The 17639-nt window shown below is 35.0% G+C and carries 20 protein-coding genes and 2 pseudogenes; 10 read left to right on the top strand and 12 right to left on the bottom strand.

Annotated features, from left to right (window positions below; translation table 11 throughout):
• Positions 1 to 3: 3 nt before the first annotated feature.
• The gene (locus RHABOEDO_RS04480) at positions 4 to 1077 is read left to right on the top strand and encodes a cation:proton antiporter domain-containing protein (protein WP_215217575.1); all 1074 of its coding nucleotides are present in this window, start codon (positions 4 to 6) and stop codon (positions 1075 to 1077) included.
• Here RHABOEDO_RS04480 and RHABOEDO_RS04475 read toward each other — a convergent pair.
• The gene (locus RHABOEDO_RS04475; protein ID WP_215217576.1) at positions 1064 to 1396 is read right to left on the bottom strand and encodes a hypothetical protein; all 333 of its coding nucleotides are present in this window, start codon (positions 1394 to 1396) and stop codon (positions 1064 to 1066) included. The two genes, RHABOEDO_RS04480 and RHABOEDO_RS04475, sit on opposite strands and share 14 nt — an antisense overlap.
• Before the next feature lie 301 nt (positions 1397 to 1697).
• Here RHABOEDO_RS04475 and RHABOEDO_RS04470 point away from each other — a divergent pair.
• Positions 1698 to 2064: pseudogene (locus tag RHABOEDO_RS04470) on the top strand (transposase family protein); the annotation flags it as partial.
• Between the two features lie 314 nt (positions 2065 to 2378).
• Here the strand turns inward: RHABOEDO_RS04470 and RHABOEDO_RS04465 are convergent.
• Positions 2379 to 3059 (bottom strand): annotated as a pseudogene (locus tag RHABOEDO_RS04465) (IS110 family RNA-guided transposase); the annotation flags it as partial.
• 171 nt (positions 3060 to 3230) lie between these two features.
• Between RHABOEDO_RS04465 and RHABOEDO_RS04460 the strand changes: the two are divergent.
• The gene (locus tag RHABOEDO_RS04460; RefSeq protein ID WP_215216619.1) at positions 3231 to 3497 is read left to right on the top strand and encodes a hypothetical protein; all 267 of its coding nucleotides are present in this window, start codon (positions 3231 to 3233) and stop codon (positions 3495 to 3497) included.
• A gap of 250 nt (positions 3498 to 3747) precedes the next feature.
• Here RHABOEDO_RS04460 and RHABOEDO_RS04455 read toward each other — a convergent pair whose 3' ends face one another.
• The 4 genes from RHABOEDO_RS04455 to RHABOEDO_RS04440 all read right to left on the bottom strand — a co-directional run bounded on the left by RHABOEDO_RS04455 (position 3748) and on the right by RHABOEDO_RS04440 (position 5345).
• Entirely contained in the window at positions 3748 to 3981 is a 234-nt protein-coding gene (locus RHABOEDO_RS04455) for a hypothetical protein (protein WP_220017813.1), read from the bottom strand.
• Entirely contained in the window at positions 3960 to 4259 is a 300-nt protein-coding gene (locus RHABOEDO_RS04450) for a hypothetical protein (RefSeq protein WP_215216617.1), read from the bottom strand. Before RHABOEDO_RS04450 ends, RHABOEDO_RS04455 begins: the two co-directional genes overlap by 22 nt.
• A gap of 12 nt (positions 4260 to 4271) precedes the next feature.
• A complete protein-coding gene (locus tag RHABOEDO_RS04445; RefSeq protein ID WP_215216616.1) occupies positions 4272 to 4619 on the bottom strand; it encodes a DUF948 domain-containing protein in 348 nt (115 codons plus the stop codon).
• 183 nt (positions 4620 to 4802) lie between these two features.
• The gene (locus RHABOEDO_RS04440; RefSeq protein ID WP_215216631.1) at positions 4803 to 5345 is read right to left on the bottom strand and encodes a peptidylprolyl isomerase; all 543 of its coding nucleotides are present in this window, start codon (positions 5343 to 5345) and stop codon (positions 4803 to 4805) included.
• A 423-nt stretch (positions 5346 to 5768) separates the two neighbouring features.
• On the opposite strand from RHABOEDO_RS04440, the gene RHABOEDO_RS04435 reads away from it, so the two are divergent.
• Positions 5769 to 7598 (top strand): hypothetical protein, encoded by a 1830-nt coding sequence (locus tag RHABOEDO_RS04435; RefSeq protein WP_215216615.1) that lies wholly within the window; start codon positions 5769 to 5771, stop codon positions 7596 to 7598.
• Here the strand turns inward: RHABOEDO_RS04435 and RHABOEDO_RS04430 are convergent.
• Both RHABOEDO_RS04430 and RHABOEDO_RS04425 read right to left on the bottom strand, forming a co-directional pair.
• On the bottom strand, positions 7537 to 8703 hold the full coding sequence (locus RHABOEDO_RS04430; protein ID WP_215216614.1) for a prolipoprotein diacylglyceryl transferase: 1167 nt from the start codon (positions 8701 to 8703) through the stop codon (positions 7537 to 7539). The two genes, RHABOEDO_RS04435 and RHABOEDO_RS04430, sit on opposite strands and share 62 nt — an antisense overlap.
• 16 nt (positions 8704 to 8719) lie before the next feature.
• Positions 8720 to 9145 (bottom strand): hypothetical protein, encoded by a 426-nt coding sequence (locus tag RHABOEDO_RS04425; RefSeq protein ID WP_215216613.1) that lies wholly within the window; start codon positions 9143 to 9145, stop codon positions 8720 to 8722.
• A gap of 175 nt (positions 9146 to 9320) precedes the next feature.
• Here RHABOEDO_RS04425 and RHABOEDO_RS04420 point away from each other — a divergent pair, with 175 nt between their 5' ends.
• Together RHABOEDO_RS04420 and acpS are read left to right on the top strand one after the other, a co-directional pair.
• Positions 9321 to 10391 carry a PIN/TRAM domain-containing protein gene (locus RHABOEDO_RS04420; protein WP_245397566.1) on the top strand — a complete coding sequence of 357 codons (1071 nt, stop codon included), beginning with the start codon at positions 9321 to 9323 and terminating at the stop codon, positions 10389 to 10391.
• Positions 10384 to 10764 carry a holo-ACP synthase gene (acpS, locus tag RHABOEDO_RS04415; protein WP_215216612.1) on the top strand — a complete coding sequence of 127 codons (381 nt, stop codon included), beginning with the start codon at positions 10384 to 10386 and terminating at the stop codon, positions 10762 to 10764. The genes RHABOEDO_RS04420 and acpS overlap by 8 nt, the downstream gene beginning before the upstream one ends.
• Here acpS and RHABOEDO_RS04410 read toward each other — a convergent pair.
• Entirely contained in the window at positions 10761 to 11567 is an 807-nt protein-coding gene (locus RHABOEDO_RS04410) for a hypothetical protein (RefSeq protein WP_215216611.1), read from the bottom strand. The genes acpS and RHABOEDO_RS04410 overlap by 4 nt on opposite strands.
• Before the next feature lie 4 nt (positions 11568 to 11571).
• Positions 11572 to 12522: a thioredoxin-disulfide reductase gene (gene trxB, locus RHABOEDO_RS04405; protein ID WP_215216610.1), complete on the bottom strand. Its 951-nt coding sequence runs from the start codon at positions 12520 to 12522 to the stop codon at positions 11572 to 11574.
• A 283-nt stretch (positions 12523 to 12805) separates the two neighbouring features.
• On the opposite strand from trxB, the gene RHABOEDO_RS04400 reads away from it, so the two are divergent.
• The 4 genes from RHABOEDO_RS04400 (at position 12806) to RHABOEDO_RS04385 (ending at position 16093) form a co-directional block, all read left to right on the top strand.
• Positions 12806 to 13912 (top strand): ABC transporter ATP-binding protein, encoded by a 1107-nt coding sequence (locus tag RHABOEDO_RS04400; protein ID WP_215216609.1) that lies wholly within the window; start codon positions 12806 to 12808, stop codon positions 13910 to 13912.
• Positions 13913 to 13998: 86 nt separating this feature from the next.
• The gene (locus tag RHABOEDO_RS04395; protein WP_220017812.1) at positions 13999 to 14778 is read left to right on the top strand and encodes an ABC transporter permease; all 780 of its coding nucleotides are present in this window, start codon (positions 13999 to 14001) and stop codon (positions 14776 to 14778) included.
• The gene (locus RHABOEDO_RS04390) at positions 14762 to 15547 is read left to right on the top strand and encodes an ABC transporter permease (protein ID WP_215216607.1); all 786 of its coding nucleotides are present in this window, start codon (positions 14762 to 14764) and stop codon (positions 15545 to 15547) included. Before RHABOEDO_RS04395 ends, RHABOEDO_RS04390 begins: the two co-directional genes overlap by 17 nt.
• 147 nt (positions 15548 to 15694) lie before the next feature.
• Positions 15695 to 16093: an Hsp20/alpha crystallin family protein gene (locus RHABOEDO_RS04385; RefSeq protein WP_215216606.1), complete on the top strand. Its 399-nt coding sequence runs from the start codon at positions 15695 to 15697 to the stop codon at positions 16091 to 16093.
• Between the two features lie 39 nt (positions 16094 to 16132).
• Here RHABOEDO_RS04385 and RHABOEDO_RS04380 read toward each other — a convergent pair whose 3' ends face one another.
• Both RHABOEDO_RS04380 and acpP read right to left on the bottom strand, forming a co-directional pair.
• Complete coding sequence (locus RHABOEDO_RS04380; protein ID WP_215216525.1) at positions 16133 to 17146, bottom strand: IS30 family transposase; 1014 nt, start codon at positions 17144 to 17146, stop codon at positions 16133 to 16135.
• A gap of 199 nt (positions 17147 to 17345) precedes the next feature.
• Positions 17346 to 17633 carry an acyl carrier protein gene (acpP, locus tag RHABOEDO_RS04375; RefSeq protein WP_245397565.1) on the bottom strand — a complete coding sequence of 96 codons (288 nt, stop codon included), beginning with the start codon at positions 17631 to 17633 and terminating at the stop codon, positions 17346 to 17348.
• Between the last annotated feature and the right edge of the window lie 6 nt (positions 17634 to 17639).

The raw sequence follows: 17639 nt of genomic DNA, 5'->3' as shown, positions 1-17639 counted from the left end.
CCTATGTACAAGATTTTCATATATAGTTTGCTTTTAGTAGTTGGTATTATCATTTCACAAACCGCTTATCTAACTCCTTATCAAAGCTATTTACACTTTTTCACTCTAACTCTTTTGGCCTATATTATGATCGAAGTAGGCATAGAGTTTGATTTAAATAAAAAAAATCTCAAAAGTTATGGGAAAGATTACCTTATTGCAATGACTGCAGCAGCCTTTCCTTGGATTTTTTGTAGTGCTTATTTCTTCTTATTTTTGGACCTAACACTTCAGCAAGCAGCTTTAATTGGAAGGTTTGCTGCACCTACTTCAACAGGTCTTTTATTTGCCATGTTAATGGCTGCGGGCCTGGCTGGCACTTGGGTATTTAAAAAGGTTCGAATTTTAGCTATATTTGACGATTTAGATACCGTATTATTTATTGTTCCTCTTCAGCTTATATACATCGGTCTGCAATCTCAAATCACTTTTATTTTACTGATTACCATACTTCTTTTAATCGTTGCTTACCGTTATTTACACCGAGTATCTCTCCCTACAAACAAACTGTGCATTTTTATTTATGCGGTGCTTTTAACAGGGTTGGTAGAATCTCTTAAAGCAGTTGATGTTTTAGATCTTGAAATTTTACTACCAGCTTTTGTATTAGGGTGCATCCTCAAAGCCCCCCATAAGAAAATAGATCCGCCCCTTGCTATGAAATTTGATAGTAGCCTTAAATTTATATATATGTTCCTTGTAGGATGTTCTTTAGCTAAAATATCTTTTGGTCATATCTCCTGGACGATGCTCCTCTTTCATGTGCTTATGCTGACAATCCTTGCTAATCTAGGCAAATTATTCCCTATGTTCTGCTACAAAAAAGAAGTAAGTTTAAAAGAGAGAACCGCTTTAAGCGTTGCTATGTGGCCTCGAGGAGAAGTAGGAGCTGGAATTTTAATGATCTCTACTCAATACAAACTCCCTCCTATCGCTTTAGAGCTAGCAGGTCTTAGTCTAACGCTAAACTTAGCTCTATCCGGAGCGTTTATTTACGTTGTGATTTGGCTCATGAAAAAACCTCTTAAGAGGACTTAAGAAGTTGATCTCTACGAATGTATAAGTGATCAATCCGCTCTTGAATCTCTTGAATCACTCTACGCTCAGAATCTGCCAACTTCAAAGAGCGTCTGGCTTCTTGTTTTAAATGAGGATCAAACTGCCAACGCATAGCTTGCTCTTCATGGATTAAAACCAATGCATGATAACGAGTTTTTACCTCTTCTAAATAGACAATCTCCTCATTGATTTGCGATAGCTCGCTTTGACAATCAGAAGACACTTCTTCAGCAAAAAAACCACTTGAGAGCAAACAACAAAGCCCTAAGAGCATTTTTATAGTGCGATTATTTTTCATATAATTCTTCTCTTTATTTGCAGGATTTCATTACACAAATTAAATCTCCACTAGATTTTTTTAAATCTCCGTAGATGTAAAATACAGGCTTTTGAGTTTGATGAGGATTTGCAAACTGGTAATTTTTAATAAATTCTCTAATAAGTCCTTGGACGGCTTTAACTGTTTCATCCCGTGATTTACTATTTAAAGGCGTCTCTATAAAAATCGTTAATGAACCATATCCTTGACATGGATTTTATTGTTTAGTCCCAAAGTATAATGGTGTATACTATGAACATTTAGCATCAAAGGAAACATTATGGGACAAATAGTACATGGGTGCGCCAAAACAACTGAGGCGATACGTCGGAAAATACAAAATAGTCAAAAGAGCATAGCCAAATTAGCAGATGAGTTGAGTCTCAACCCTAAAACTGTTCTTAAGTGGAGGAGGAGAGGGTTTCAGCACGATGCTCCTATGGGGGCGGCCTAAAAAGATTCATTCCACTATCCTAAGCAATGAAGAAGAGGCTATAATTGTTGCCTTTCGCAAGCATACCCTTCTTTCCTTAGGATGATTGTTTGTATACTCTACAGTCCACTATTCCTTAACCTTACAAGATCTACCCTTCATCGATGGCTTACAAAGACACGGGATAAGTCGTCTGCCTGAAACAAAAGGGGAATATAAATTCTCTTAATTCTTCATAAGCTCTCCGAGCCGATTTTTGCTTGCAAAATAAAAGGCGTTTTTTAAGATCTTAGGACAGCAAAGTTTAATGCGGGAGATAAGTCCAGGGTTCTCTGCGGAGTCTTTTTGAAGAAAACTATTTTAGATTCTTCGCTCCATTATGCTATCCGAAATGAAATGGGCAAGACAATGTATATTACGGCTTCTAAGAGCCAACTCATTTGTCGTCTTTACCTATTTCTTCGGTTTTCTCCTGCAAAAAATTTTAGTCACTTTTCCTAATGTTTTTATTTCTAAAAAAATGCGTTTTTAAGCTGCCTTTGGCTCACCGTAAATAAATTCTTTTTGTTCAATCAGCATCTTATGCATAATTACGGATAACTTTCTACCTACTGCTAAGGCGGCTTTCTTCATTCCTTTTTTTCTCATGATTTTTAATCCCCAAGCTTTTAGCTTGCTCCATTTCTTACTTCGTGTCAGCATTACTATTCCGGCTTCAACTAATAGAGATCTAAGTTCACTGGATCCACATTTTGAAATTCTTCCCTGTCTTTGCACCTCTCCGGAGGCATACTGTTTAGGCGTCATACCAAGATAGGCTCCTACTGATTTAGAATCGTTAAAACGAGTGGGATCAAAAATTTCTGTTTTATAGGTTAATGCTGTTACAGGTCCTACGCCAGGGATTGTCATAAGCCGTTGTACTTCTTTATCTTGACTGACCAGCTTAAGCATTTCTTTATCCAGTTTTTCTACTTCCTCAACTACCTTATCAAAGGTATTTAATAGAGAGGTTATGCTCAGAACAATACTTTTTTCCTGTTTTTCTATCTGCTTTACAACCACAGACGAAAATCTTTTGGATCCCACAGATCCCAATCGTATTCCGTAACTTTTAAGCAAGCCCCTTACACTATTTTTTAACTGGGTTTGCTGTTTAATTAGCGCTCTTCTGGAAACTAACAAAATGCTTTTTTCTACTGAATCTTGGGGCTTACAGTGTACTCATGTATACATACCTAATCGAAGGGCTTCTGCGATTCCTCGTGCATCATTTTTGTCTGTCTTATTTATTTTCAAAGCAAGAATCGTACTCAGCTTCCTTGCATCCATACATAGGGGATCTATTAAATCAAAAATTAGGTTAATGAATGTTCTAGTTTGTCAAAAACTAAACAAAATTTACTTAAAAATGAGATGATTTTTTTTAATATAGCTTCAATAATAAGGGCTGCGGAAAATAAGGAATGGACAATTTCCAGAAAAATTCAAATTACTCTTTTAATGTCCTGTACCCTGGGGGGTAAGGAATATAGGGTAAAAGAAGAAGTTCCTAGTTCGGCTAAACAAGTTGTCAATTTTGCCCAAAACCACTTTGGAGCATTTTACACACCATCAGCTATTAAGCACATTTGTAAAAACGCTTAATCAATAGCTTCTGAAAGAGTGGAAAATTTATTAAGAGTTGATTAAAGTTAGCCAAAGATAGTTCAATTGGATTTAAGCCTGGTAAATAGGAAGATAAAAATAAAATCTCGCAACCAGCCTTTTTGGGCATTTCGAAACTCAGCTATAGCTTATAAAAAACTGCATAACTCCTAATATTTTTAAAAAGTAAATTAAATTTAAGATAGGTTCAAATAGCAAATAACGACTTTGCTAATAAGAGATGTTTTTTTTAACTTTTAAGTTGTTTTTTACTTCGTTTAGCGATTTTTTTAACTCGAGGCTTTTTAACTTCTTTAAATAATTTATTTACAACATCTTTTTGAAGACTCTTTCCTCCATTGGTATCTAAGTATAAAGTAGTAAGAGCCCCTAGAGCAATTCCTAAAAAGGTCCCCAAAAATAGATTTTTACATGAATGATCTGGTTGAAACATATTTACCTTCATTTTGTCAGTTTTTTCCATAGCTGCATTCCTGCAGCTGCTAATTCTAAGATGTCGGCCAGCTTATCTTCGTTTTTTGCAATTTTCTTATCTAGCTCTTTGAGTAAACTCTCGGGATCTTCAATTTTGTCCTTGACAACCTCTCCTGCATTAGCAAGAGCTTTCCCTATTAAGTGCAGGGTAGATTTTCTATCTTTATAAGAAGAGCTCTTTAAAAGAATAATTGCACTAGCACCAAGAGCACTTCCGATAAGAGTCCCCAAAAGAATATTTTTTGTATCTTTATTTAGATTTGACATATTACTCGTCCTTTATTTTTTTAGTAGGATCACTGCATCTGCCACATAATTAATTACTTCTGTAAGTTTTTCATAGCTATTTTTTGCTTTATGTGATTTTCCATGAGAAAGCTTAAGGAGTGGATCGAATAGAAAATTTAAGGCCTCTGATTTTTCTTTTATATCTACGGTTAAATCATTTACATTTTTAAGCAAAGTAAGGCTTTCAGCAGAAATCTCCTTTAATTCCCCTTCAACTTTAGTTAAGGTATTCTTAGTTTTTTTTAAAGTTGCACAAGAGTTTCGCAGCGTCATAATTAAAAAAATGACTAAAATCACAAAGGCTATGGTACTTACTGCTACACAAACCTCAATAATCATGAAAACTCTCTATAAAAAATAGATTATATTATATTCTTGTTCTTAATTTACATTGTGCAATTATTTATAATAATATGTAAATAAAAAGTATATTATAAAACTTTAAATATTAATTGTATTTTAAAAAATTATATAAGGTGCTTAAAAGGGCTAGAAGAACTCCAGCCCTATTGATAGGAAAAATTAAGGTTTTACGGAGGCTTTGATAATTCTAACTTCTTCCAAAGGTTTATCAGCTCTGTCTGTTTTACTTTCCTCAATTTTTTTTACTATTTTATAGTCGCTTATCACTTCACCAAAAATAGTATGTTTATTATTGAGCCAATAAGCATTGTCTGTTGTTGTAATAAAGAACTGGCTACCATTTGTATTAGGCCCTGAGTTAGCCATTGCAAGTAGACCTTTTTTATTGAATATTTTTTCAGACGTTACTTCATCTTCAAAACTTTTGCCCCAAATGGATTCTCCTCCAGTGCCATTTCCTTTAGGATCTCCACCTTGAATCATAAACTCTTTAATGACACGATGAAAAATAGTTCCATCGTACTTTTTGTTTTTTACCAGACCTAAAAAATTCTCGCAGGCCTTGGGAGCGATATCAGGAAAGAGTTGCAACTCAATTGTACCGAGATTTGTTTCAAAAATAACAACGGGTGTTTTAAGATTTACTCGTTCTTCTTCTAAAGATTGTTTAGATTCCACTTTTTGTACCTCTAAAGATTGCATGGGATTTAAGAAAGCAAAATTAGTTAATAAAATGATCAAATACGGAAAAAAGCCAGACATCTTAGTCCTCCTTTTATAGGATTAATAGTTTATCATAAATTTCTACAAAAGCAACCAAATGATTTTTTATTCCTAAGCCTAAAAGAAAAAAAACATTTATTTATAGCCTATTTTTATTTGCAAAATGCTTCATGAATTAGAAAATAAATTCTTTTCCAGATTTTAATGAATTTTAAATAAAATTATAAAATTAGTTAAAATACAGTTGAGAGTAAGTTCTGATCGAGATTTTTTTGTTTTAAATTTATTAAAACCATTTATTTTTCTAATTTATTTTAAAATTTTATTAGACAAAAAAAAATCAACTCAGCTAGATAAGAAAATACACATTATAAAAAACAGTTTACTTATTGTAAGAAATTCATGACTAAACTAACAAAGTCTAATGACCATTTATTTGGCTCTTTAAATCGGCCTACAAAAAGAAAATCAAATAAAGAATGTTCTTGTTCCTATCTGATTCCGATTGATGAAGTACCAGAACTATATCATCCTTATTCTGAAGTAAATTTATTTTTATCTCGAAGAATGAAACAAGAGATGCCAAATGCTCCGACTAAAGTTTGGTCCATGCAATTAGAGCAGTATCTTCTAGAAAAAATGACTCCTGAATTTCAAAAGAAATTCCCTCAATTTCGAATAAGTGTTTCTGCAATAAAAAAAACATGGGAAAAACTTGTTTTATACACAAAACAAATTCAAGATCAACCTGAAGCTATCACTGATGAGGGCAAAGTAAATATCCTTTTTTTAATTAAGCAAAATCTCAAAAACCACCTGCATTTAAAAAAGCCTAATTTTTCTGTTCCTTATTATCCCGCTTATCAGATGGCAAGTCGAATTAGTGAATGCATTGCAGCAATTGATGGAGAAGAACCTCAGCTAGAAGAATTAACAAAAATGATCTGGACAACTCAATGCCAGCTAGATCCTCATTTAAATTATCATATCAGTCCTTACCATGAGTATAATCAAATAGATGAACTGATAGTAAAAACCATTTTAGAAGAAACGACAAAACACCCTAATATTACACATCGTCAGCTAGAACATAACACACTAATGAGCCTTCGCGCTCTTTATGCTTTTCCTTTGTCCATTTCTGAAGAAATCATCCATGATTATACTTCTCTAATCCTTGCAGATAAACTATATCCCACTATCTCTTTTGAAGCATTCGCTTCAAAAGAACAAAGAGTCTATTTAGAAAACTTCCTACATAGGCACAGTCTGTATAAAAAATCAAAGAGCGCTTTATGCAATCAACTCAAGCGAATTATAGCCCTTTATGCTTTAGCTGCTCAAATGCCAAAAACTTTAACTCAACTTGAATTACAAGAAGCTATTTTAGCGGTATATCCTGTGAATAAGGAAAAAAAGCCAAACTTATCACAGGTGGTGTATACTTTTATCATGGCAGAGCTTGCATTAATGGAAAATGATCGACTTTGCCATTCTGTAGAACATGTACTCTCTACAATCTGGAATGCCTACCAAGAAGCGATTCTTTTACCTAATTTAACAGAGCAAAAAGAGCTTTTAGAAGTTCTTATTTGGAAAAATCTTACACTTGATGAAGAGCTATTACAAAAAATTTCCCCTTGTATTGCAAAAAAAATAGAAGAGGAAATTGCCCATGCATTAATTGATAATCCCAAACAAAGTTTTTATTATCTACTGCAAGTAATTAACCAATTTTTTAAAAAAGTAGAAGAATTGATAAAAAATAAAAAATGGAAAGAAATTGAAAAAAAAATCTATCCCTGGGTCATCCAAGGAGACATGCTTTGTCAAAAGATTGAAATCGGTATAAATCCTTTTTTATTACAATTTATTCATCAAAAATGGACGCAAACAACTTTTGAGACCCACGAACAATTCGTAAACCAAGTTTATGAAGAATACTTACAAAAACATCCTAAATTAGTCATATACGCCGATCAGCTTTCTAGACGCATATGGACCTTATATAAATACGCTTGGTATAACTTATTTTCTTATTCAACAGAGTCTTGTATAGAAAGGTTTATCAAATGGCATATCATTTATATAAAACCTCTTTCTTCTCAAGAATTGCACAGTCAAATAGATAAGTTAAGTCAAGATATTCTTCCTTTAATCCCTATCGATGCTAAGCTCTGCGAAAAGATTTTTTATAAGATCGATAAAGAAGCCAAACCCCAAACAAAATAAAGGGAATGCTTAAAATTTGCCCCATTTTAAAGGGTAAATATATGAGATAAGCGCTTTGTTCTTCTTTAAAAAATTCTAAGATAAACCGAACGCTAAACACAGAAATGAAAAACCAACCGGTTATTCTTCCCTTGTGTGTTAAAGAGGGCTCTTTTTTCCATAAAAAAAATAAACAAGCAGTTAGAATTGCGTAACTCAATGCTTCATATAATTGCACAGGATGGCGTGCAACAATAGCTGCAGATCCTACAGGGTGTAGAAAAATTACCCCCCAGGGAAGATCTGTTGGGACACCTAAAATCTCCTGGTTGACAAAATTTCCTAGACGAATAAAAGATCCAACTAAAGGAGTGGGAATAACAACTAAATCAATTATATGCAAAGTGCTAAGCTTATATCTGTGACAAAACAACCATAGGGTGGCTAAAATCCCCAAAGCAGCGCCATGACTAGCAAGACCTGCTTCCCAAAAGGCAAAAATGGCTTGAGGATTTTGATAAATAACCATCCAGTTTTGATAAAAGATAAAGTCACCAAGCTTAGCTCCAATGAGCATCCCTATAATCAAATAAGTGGTTAATCTTTCTATGATAACCGTATTGCGTTTTCTAAAAGATAAAATCCAAGGCTGTAGCCAAATGTCCAATCTAAAAAAAGATTGCACTTTTTCTATTTGAAAAGCGCTCATATATTTTTTAGCAAAGCCTATAAAAGACGGTTCTGCTTGAGGAGGATTTGGAAGATCGATTGGATGATCAACGGTATGATTTATCGCTTGAATTACCTCTTTCTTAATTTCCTCAGGGACATTTTCCTGCTTTTGCTGACAAAATCGTTTTACTTTTTGAGGAAATGCTTCGAAAAGCATATGTAGATAGGAAGACTTATGTTTTTTTTGTAAAAATAAAGGCCAGCAAATAATATCTTGTTTAGAAAATTTTAAAGAAAATAAGCGATAACGCAGCCAACAATAACGAAAAATAGAATATCCTACGATAAACCCTAGTGCAAATAAAACACCATACCACATCAATGGTCTGTGGATGAGAGGAAGTAGAAAATGAAATACCATTGGATTAGGATCCCAATATAAAAATCCAAACATAAAAAACAAGCTATCTTTATTGTTTTAATATATAGGCTGACTGGAAATAGACTCTAGAAGTACTCATTAAAGCAAATCCTACTGCTACATCGATGACACCTCGAATAGAAGAGGTTATTTCTAACCATCTTAAACCCATTCCCAACAACATCATACCAATGACCAAACCTAAATATATAGGAGGGTATACTTGTAGAATAGAAATGGGCTCTGGAATCAAGGATATCCTTTTTACCGCTTTTTGCGCGGTTTTAGAAAGAATAAAATACCCTTTTATGAACCCCAAAACTAACCCTAAGCAAAACAAAACCATGGCATGTTCTCGACTTTGTAAAGAGGGTTGTAAAATCAGTAAGTAAAGTCCCATCGATAGCAAAAAACCACCTATAATCAGCCATATTACTCCACTTACTACAATCCATCCAAATCGACCTAAGCGCATATTCATGCTCCTGTTAGTTTGTCTAATGAGTCTAACAGAATATTCTGTTAAACGAATAGCCTAAATTCAAAGCTAAGCTTATCGACAAAAAAGGTATTGCTATCTAGAATGAGTATAAACATTTTACTAAAAACAAAATTTTATTCAACGTTTTACGTCATCTTAGGAGAACCTCATGAATCTCTCTGTTGCCTTTATCCGCATCCTCTTTGTAGTCCTAAGTATATTTTTCATGACCACGTTTATGATCTCCAACACTTCTGGAAACATACAGACCAATATTCTTATCGGCGTATTAATAGGCTTTGTCTTTGGATTGTTTCTCATTAGCTTTGATCTATTATTTAAAAGGTTTAATTTACGCTCTTTCAACATTGCAGTTATTGGTATCTTTCTTGGCTATTTAATGGGACAGGCTCTGGTATTGGTATTCGATGCTATTCTAGATATCAGTCGTGCATCGATTTCCCTACAACCTCAAACTTTAGAGATGTTAAAAATTGCCTTATTCTTGTTTGGTACCTATCTAGGTACAATTATGACATTAAGAGCAGCGGATGAACTCTATGTAAGCATCCCTTTCATTAAGTTTGCTCCTACAGCAGAAAAAAAGAAGGATTTAATCATTGATAGCTCTGTTCTCTCAGATGCTCGGATTATCGATCTTGCCACTACTGGTTTATTAGATAATCAAATCATTATTCCACGCTTTATTATTAAAGAGCTCTATACTCAAGCGGAAATTGGTGATGAATTTTCCAAGCTTAAAGCTAAAAAATGTTTAGAAGTGCTTAAAAAAATTGAGCTGATCGCTGAATTAGGCTTGCGTTTCAATGATACGGATTTTCCAGATGTTAAAGATGTACAAGGCAAACTACTGCGCTTAGCTCGTCTCTTAGATGCAAACCTACTCACAGCAGATATTAGCCGTATGCAAATTGCTGAAATTGAAGATATCCGTGTCATTAACATCCATACCCTTTCTAACTCCTTAAAACCTTTGATGCAGGCAGGAGAATTCATAAAAATTAAAGTACAGCGCTATGGCAAAGAACCTAGACAAGGGGTTGGTTATCTAGACGATGGGACAATGGTCGTTATAAATGGTGGCGGGAATTATATAGGCGATATGGTTGATGCAAAGGTTCTTTCTGTTAAACATACTAGTTCAGGACGCATGGTATTTTGTAATGCAATGGATGGTGAATCCAATCAAGAGTATGAGCACGAAGAGAGTCATGAGTAACCACATTTTAGGACTTGGAACAGATATTATTGAAATTGAAAGAATTAGACAAAGCATCGATAATCACGGATATCGTCTTATATCTCGGATATTTACGCCCAAAGAACAAGATTATTGTCTAAAACACAAGGACCCTACTCCTCATTTTGCAGCGCGTTTTTCCGCAAAAGAAGCTATTGTAAAAGCTCTAGGAACTGGCTTTACCGAACACATCACTTGGCAAGATATAGAAATTATCAACGATGTTTCCGGAAAACCGATTGTCTATTTCAGCACAAAGCTTCAAAAGAAAACCGAGGGAACCTGTATACTTCTCTCCATGAGTCATTGCAGGTCATATGCAACAGCTACTGCTCTGTGGACAAAGAATTAAAACAAACAGAAAGGAAAGCAATACAGCAAAGTCAGACAATGTACTCGCTCAGGAAATGTTCTTGCAAACACACGATAGGCATAACTTAGACTAAAAGTACCATAATAATCTAGCTGACATCTATAACATATGCCTAAATCAATGGATTGATGATGATACCTTCCCCAGCCATTAAAATGATCTACCACTACTTGCCGAAGATCTCCAAAACCAAAATCCCCTTGCAAAAATAGTTTTAAATGATGGCGATTGCACCAATTGTTCTCATAGGAGATCTCTTGCCTTGTCCACCAAGAGCCTCGGGTGGCAATTCCTGCCGCTAACCAAGCGTAAATACGGGTAGTCCAGTTAGCTCCATCAGAGAATTCTTTACCAATCGCTGAAAACAATTCCCAGTTTATACGGGCAGAATAAGGACAGCCCACATCACGCAGATTCCGTTTAGAGACATCGCGCAAGCTAAGTCCTGTAAGGAAACTTATAGGATCTCCTGCGACATCATCTAACCACAGGTAACGCATTTGCATAGCCCCACTACGCATTCCCCAAGACTGCTGAGCTGTATTAGCGACTTCTAATTCTAATTCAAAATCAAAATGTGTAGATAAAGTAGCTCCTAATCCAATTGATAAAATTTGATCGTTTGAAGCAAAGGGTTTGGTTGCTCCCTGTACGTCGGGATAATGCCGATAGGTATATCTTGGTATCAAATCTGCTTCAAACAGATCGGATAACCAAGGTTTTGTTGTTAAAGCAAAACAACTTAAAGGAAGAAAAATAGCAATTTTCGTAAGTAGAGCCATGACTTTAAAGATGTCCTTTTTCAGATAGCCATCTCTCTGCATCTAATGCAGCTATACATCCAGTTGCTGCTGCTGTAACAGCTTGACGGTAAATATGATCATGCACATCTCCAGCGGCAAAGACCCCCTCTACGCTGGTTTTAGAGCTACCTGGCTCTATATGAATATAGTTATTTTCTTTTAGCTTCAGTTGGTTTCCTAAAAATTTGGTATTGGGATCATGTCCAATGGCAAAAAACACCCCGCCCGCTGAAAAAGTACTTTCTTGATGGGTTTTTACATTTTTTAAAACCACTTTACGAACAACCGTATCCCCTTCGATACGCACTAATTCCTGATTCCAAAGAATCTCTATTTTAGGATTTTTCTTTACACGATCAGCCATAATTTCAGAAGCACGCAATTCTTCCCTACGATGTACCAAAAAGACCTTCTTTCCATATTTTGTTAAAAAAATCGCCTCTTCTACAGCAGTGTCTCCTCCCCCAATCACATATAAATCCTGATTGCGAAAAATAGGGGATGCTCCATCACATACAGCACATGCAGTAACTCCTTTTTGCCAAAATTCTTTATCCCCTGCTCCTGGTACATTAAGGCGACGAGCTATAGCGCCTGTTGCAATTACCAATGCATCTACTTGTATTGAAGTTCGGCGTCCCTTTATCATAAATGGCCTTTTTTCCAGCTCTACTGCAATCACATCTTCTGTCAAAATTTGTGCTCCAAAGCGCACTGCTTGTTTACGCATACGATCCATCAGCTCAGGTCCTTGTATTCCTTCAGGAAAACCGGGAAAATTTTCTACATCGGTTGTGGTCATTAGCTGCCCACCAACTGGTCCAGAAGCAAAACCTTCAAAGACAATGGGCTCTAAATTTGCACGAGCTGCATAAATAGTGGCAGTAAGAGCAGCAGGCCCAGACCCAATGATTACAAGTTTTGTTCGTTTCATATCTAAACTTTTGTTATGCATCTATAAAATCAACTACTTTAGAAAAAATAAGAAAGAACAGGTTTTATCTCAAGGAAAGATTCCAGCTGGAAGTTCTTTAAAAAGAATTAAACAAAGCATAAAAAGATGATTTAAAAAAATTATATATATAAACGCTAGTTTAGAAAAATAAAAAAGATAAGCTTCTCCCATTTGCTCTAAAAATACTATGCAGTAAAACATTTTGATCATAAAATTAAACACTTGTAAAGATTAAAGATAAACCAGCTATCGGATAACAAAAATGATCACACAAAAAACGCGGAGCATACGGTTAGAAGCTTTAAGAAAATCCCTAGATGGAGGGGTTATTATCCCAGAAGTCAATTTAACGATTCCTGCTGGTAAGTTTTTTGCTCTTTTAGGTCCGAGTGGATGCGGCAAAACCACCCTACTCAGACTAATTGCTGGATTAGAGAGCGCTGAATCGGGAAGAATCTATTTAGGAGATAGTGAAATTACTAATTGGCCTATTTACAAAAGACCTGTTAATATAGTATTTCAGAATTATGCTCTTTTCCCTCACCTAAACGTATTTAATAATGTTGCCTATAGTCTTAATCTTAAAAAACTCTCTAAAGAAATCATTCAACAAAAAGTCATTAAGATCTTGGAATCCTTTCATTTAGAACAACATATCTACAAATACCCCAGTCAACTCTCTGGAGGTCAACAGCAACGTGTTGCCTTAGCTAGAGCTATCGTAGATGAGCCAACTGTTCTGCTTTTAGACGAACCTCTTGCTGCTTTAGATTTTAAGTTGCGTGAAAAAATGTTGCTAGAGTTGATTGAACTACAAGATAAACTAAAAACTACTTTTATCTATGTTACTCATGACCAATTTGAGGCCTTGACCGTAGCTGATCAAATGGCCATTATGAACCATAAAGGAGAAATAGAGCAGATAGGTACTCCTAAAGAAATTTATGAATTCCCCATCTCTTCTTTTGTTGCAAAGTTTGTAGGAACCACAAATATTTTAAACGGTCAACTGCGCTACTTAAATCAGGGCCCTGAAATTGAAATCCCTAACCTAGGTCGATTCAAAATTGATATTCCACAAAAAAAAGAATGGATGGATGAAGGGCGTCAGATCATGATTAGTTTGCGACCTGAGAAGATTTTTATCTCTAAAAAAGCCGTTCCTAACTTTTCTAATACTCTAAAAGGCTCTGTTCAATCCATTGTTTATCATGGAAGGTCTACTCAATATAACATTCTGATAAAAAATGAAATGCGTATTCAAGTTTTTGAACAAAATGAAGAGCACTTTCCACAAGAGGTCATTGATTATGATAACGAAGTATTTTTGTATTGGCAAAAAGAGAACGTGGTGATCTTAGAAAGATGAAGCCAAAATTATCTTCTGATTTGCCATTTTTCATAGGATCGTCTGCAATGATCTGGCAGGTATTATTTTTCTATTTACCACTCGCAATGATTTTTATTTCTAGCTTTTTATACATAACGAACACAGGCGCTATCGGAGGCATCACTCTACAAAAAATCACTTTTTTTTTACGTCCTGTATATTTAAAAGTGATCTTTAATTCTTTAATTTTAGCTCTGAGCAATGCTTGTATTTGCTTAACCATTGCCTATCCTTTTGCTTATTTTTTGACCTTTAATAGTAAGAGATTTAAAAATGTACTGCTATTTTTATTAATTGTGCCTTTCTGGACTAACTTTCTTTTACATGTGTACGCTTGGTTTTTCGTATTAGAAAAAAAAGGACTTATTAATCAATTCTTGCAATTAATAGGGATTATAGACAATCCCTTACATATGTTAAATACCCCCTTTGCTATCATGATTATGATGGTCTATTACTACTTGCCTTTCATGGTTATGCCTCTTTACTCGGCTATGGAACAAATTGATAATCGTCTTATAGAGGCCTCTTATGATTTAGGTGCAAGTTGGTTTCATACTCTGCGTCGCGTGCTACTGCCTTTAACTAAACGAGGATTACAGGCAGGATTTTTCTTAGTCTTTATTCCTTCTTTTGGCGAGTTTGCAATTCCAGAGCTCATGGGTGGAGATAAGTGGATGTTTGTGGGGACTGTAATTTCTAGCTTTATTCTCGACGAACAAACAAGTTCATTGGGAGCTGCTTTTACAGCAGTGGCTTCGATTTGTCTTTTGCTAAGTGCTATTCTTCTCTATTTTTTAATCGATCGTATGATCCCTGGACGCGCTTATGAAACAAAAAAATAGTTTAGCAAAAGTCATTTCCCTTTTATCTATTGCAGCGGTTTATTTATTCCTGTATGTTCCCTTAGCTGTTCTTCTTATTTTTTCTTTTAATACAGCTTCTTTCCCCTCTCCCTGGGAAGGATTTACTTGGAATTGGTATGTAGAGCTATTTCAATCTGAACACCTTTGGCAATCTTTTCTTAATTCCTTAATCGTAGCTTTTTCTGCAACTCTTTTAAGTCTATTAATGGGTATTTTTTTAATCTTTTATTGCTCTCAAGGAGGGAGGATTCGTACTTTTTTAACGCTATTCTATGGAAATCTCATCATTCCTGAAACCGTATTGGCAATTGGCTTGCTCGGGTTCTTTACCATAATTAAGGTTTCTTTAGGAATTGACACTTTAATTGTTGCCCATACAGTCTTAGGATTGGGATTTGTTATTCCTATTGTTTATGCTCGATTCTTAGAATTGGATGATCGCATGACAGAGGCCTCTTTAGTGCTAGGAGCTACACCTATTCAGACATTTTTACGCGTAATACTACCCCTGCTACGACCATCTCTTATTGCAACGGGTCTACTGGTTTTTATTCTCTCTTTTGATGACTTTATTCTTTCTTACTTTTGTGTTGGCAGTAATAGTCAAACTCTTTCCCTCTACATACTATCCATGTTACGCTCAGGGATTTCCCCTGTTGTCAATGCCCTCTCAGCTATTTTGCTGACATTAAGCAGCTTTCTTGTGTTTCTCTTTTTTTCCATTAAATCTAGAACAAAAATCTTTTAAAATTTAAAGAAGAAAGATCGAAAATAATTGAATTTTAACCATTAATTAACTACAAAAGCAAGTACAGCTAAAGTAGGTGTTGAAAGCACTGGCAAAAAAAAGAAATTGCCCTTCTACTGCGCAGTACCTAAGTTTATTCAGACGTGTATGAAAGAGATCATATCTTATAGCAAAGGAGAATTTAAAATGTCCAAATTACTTCCATCCATGTTTAATATCAAAAAAGGATCTATAAATGCCTTGCCCGGTTTTTTGCAAGAATTTGAACAAATTCTTCAAAGTGAAGGAAAAGATCAAGGACTTACCATTTATGATGAAAAAAATAATATTGTTATAGAAGCAGCTATGCCTGGTTTAAAATCAGACGAGATTGAAATAAATTTAAATAAAGGAATGCTTTGGATAAAAGGTGAAAAGAAAGAAGAAGAAATAGATAAAAATAAAAAATTTTATAAAAAATCTTTTCGATCTTATTCTTACAATATTGTTCTTCCTGATGAAATAGACGAGAATCAAGAACCAGATGCTTGGCCCTTTCAACCTTGAAGTGCACAAAAAAGAACATATAAATACTTGAAAAAACATCTATTGTGCACCCGAGCATAGCATGTTTGTAGATAATCTCGTAAACACTTCTAGTGGAGTTTCGAAGTTGAGAGCCTTTCTAGGTCTGTTATTTAGTAAAGTTTCCACCCTTTCTATATCCTTGGAAGTCGTATCTAAAAAGCTTTGTGTTTTAGGAAAATATTGCCTAACTAGTCCGTTTGTATGCTCATTTAAGCCTCTTTCCCAAGAATGGTAGGGCGTTGCAAAGTAGAAGTCTGTCTCTAGCTCGAAACTAACCATTTGGTGATAGGCAAATTCTTTTCCGTTGTCTGCTGTTAATGTGTGTACAAAATCTTTGATAGGTTTAAGTTGTTCAATTAACGCTTGACTTACTTCCTCTGCAGTTTTATGAGAAACTTTGGCGAGCTTAGTTAGCTTGGAAGTTCTTTCTACCATTGATACAATTACGCCTTTATGTCCTGCCCCTATGACTGTATCTAGTTCCCAGTCTCCTAAACGAGTCTTTTTTTCTACAATACAAGGCCGTTGCTTAATATCTATACGACCAGGCATGTTCCCTCTTCCAGAAGCTCCCTTTCTCTGCTTGTTATATTTTTTCCCTCGATGACGGAGCTCTCTATAAAGCTGTCCTCCCTGTCGTTTATCTTTCCAGATATGATTATAGATGGTCTCATGACTAACATGTTCTTTACCATGTCTTTTAAGCCATCCGGATATTTGTATAGGGCTCCATTGCAACTTGATTTTTTCTTCAATACGGGTAACTATTTGAGGAGTCATTTTTTTATTGGGCTGAGAATTTTTTCTAAGAAATGCTTTTTCTTGAGCTTGCTGATGACGGTATCCTCGTTGCCCTTTATTTCTCTTAAGTTCCCTACTAATAGTGCTATGATGAACTTTTAGAATGTTTGCTATTGAGCTAGATGTATCTCCTCTAGCTTTTAAAATATAAATCTGACATCTTTGGTCATAGGTTAGGTGATGGTAGCCTTTAGGCAAGGTCTCTCCTTGTGTTTGATTGTTAAAAATCACAATAGAGATTCTTTCATCGCCTGCCTATTCTTTTTTTAATTCTTCTGTGCACTTCAAACTTGAAAAGACTCTTCTTATAAAGATGGTATTTTAGTAATTACTTTTCCAAGAGCAAAAGACCCAGGAATAAGGCGTATTTCTATTAGAAAATAGCAAATTATTCAAAAAATCTAGGGCCGCTATTTAAGCGGCCCAAAACTTAAGTTGCAGAAGTTTTTTTATCTTTTTCATTGCGCTTTTTTTGAATGTAGCCCACTACATCTCTGACGATATAGAGTTTTTCAGCTTCTTCTTGTGGAATTTCAAATCCAAAACGCTCTTCAAAGGCCATAATTAGCTCTGTAAGATCTAAAGAGTCTGTACTAAGATCTTCTGAAAAAGATTTTTCTAAAGAAACTAGAGTGGGATCTAATTGCAGTTGTTCAATAACAATATCAAGTACTTCTTTTTCAAGAGCTTCTTGTTCCATAGATTTCTCGGTTGACATAAGATA

It is taken from the genome of Candidatus Rhabdochlamydia oedothoracis (assembly GCF_019453995.1).
Classification (GTDB): Bacteria; Chlamydiota; Chlamydiia; order Chlamydiales; family Rhabdochlamydiaceae; genus Rhabdochlamydia; species Rhabdochlamydia oedothoracis.
This window is presented reverse-complemented; position numbering and strand designations above follow the sequence as displayed.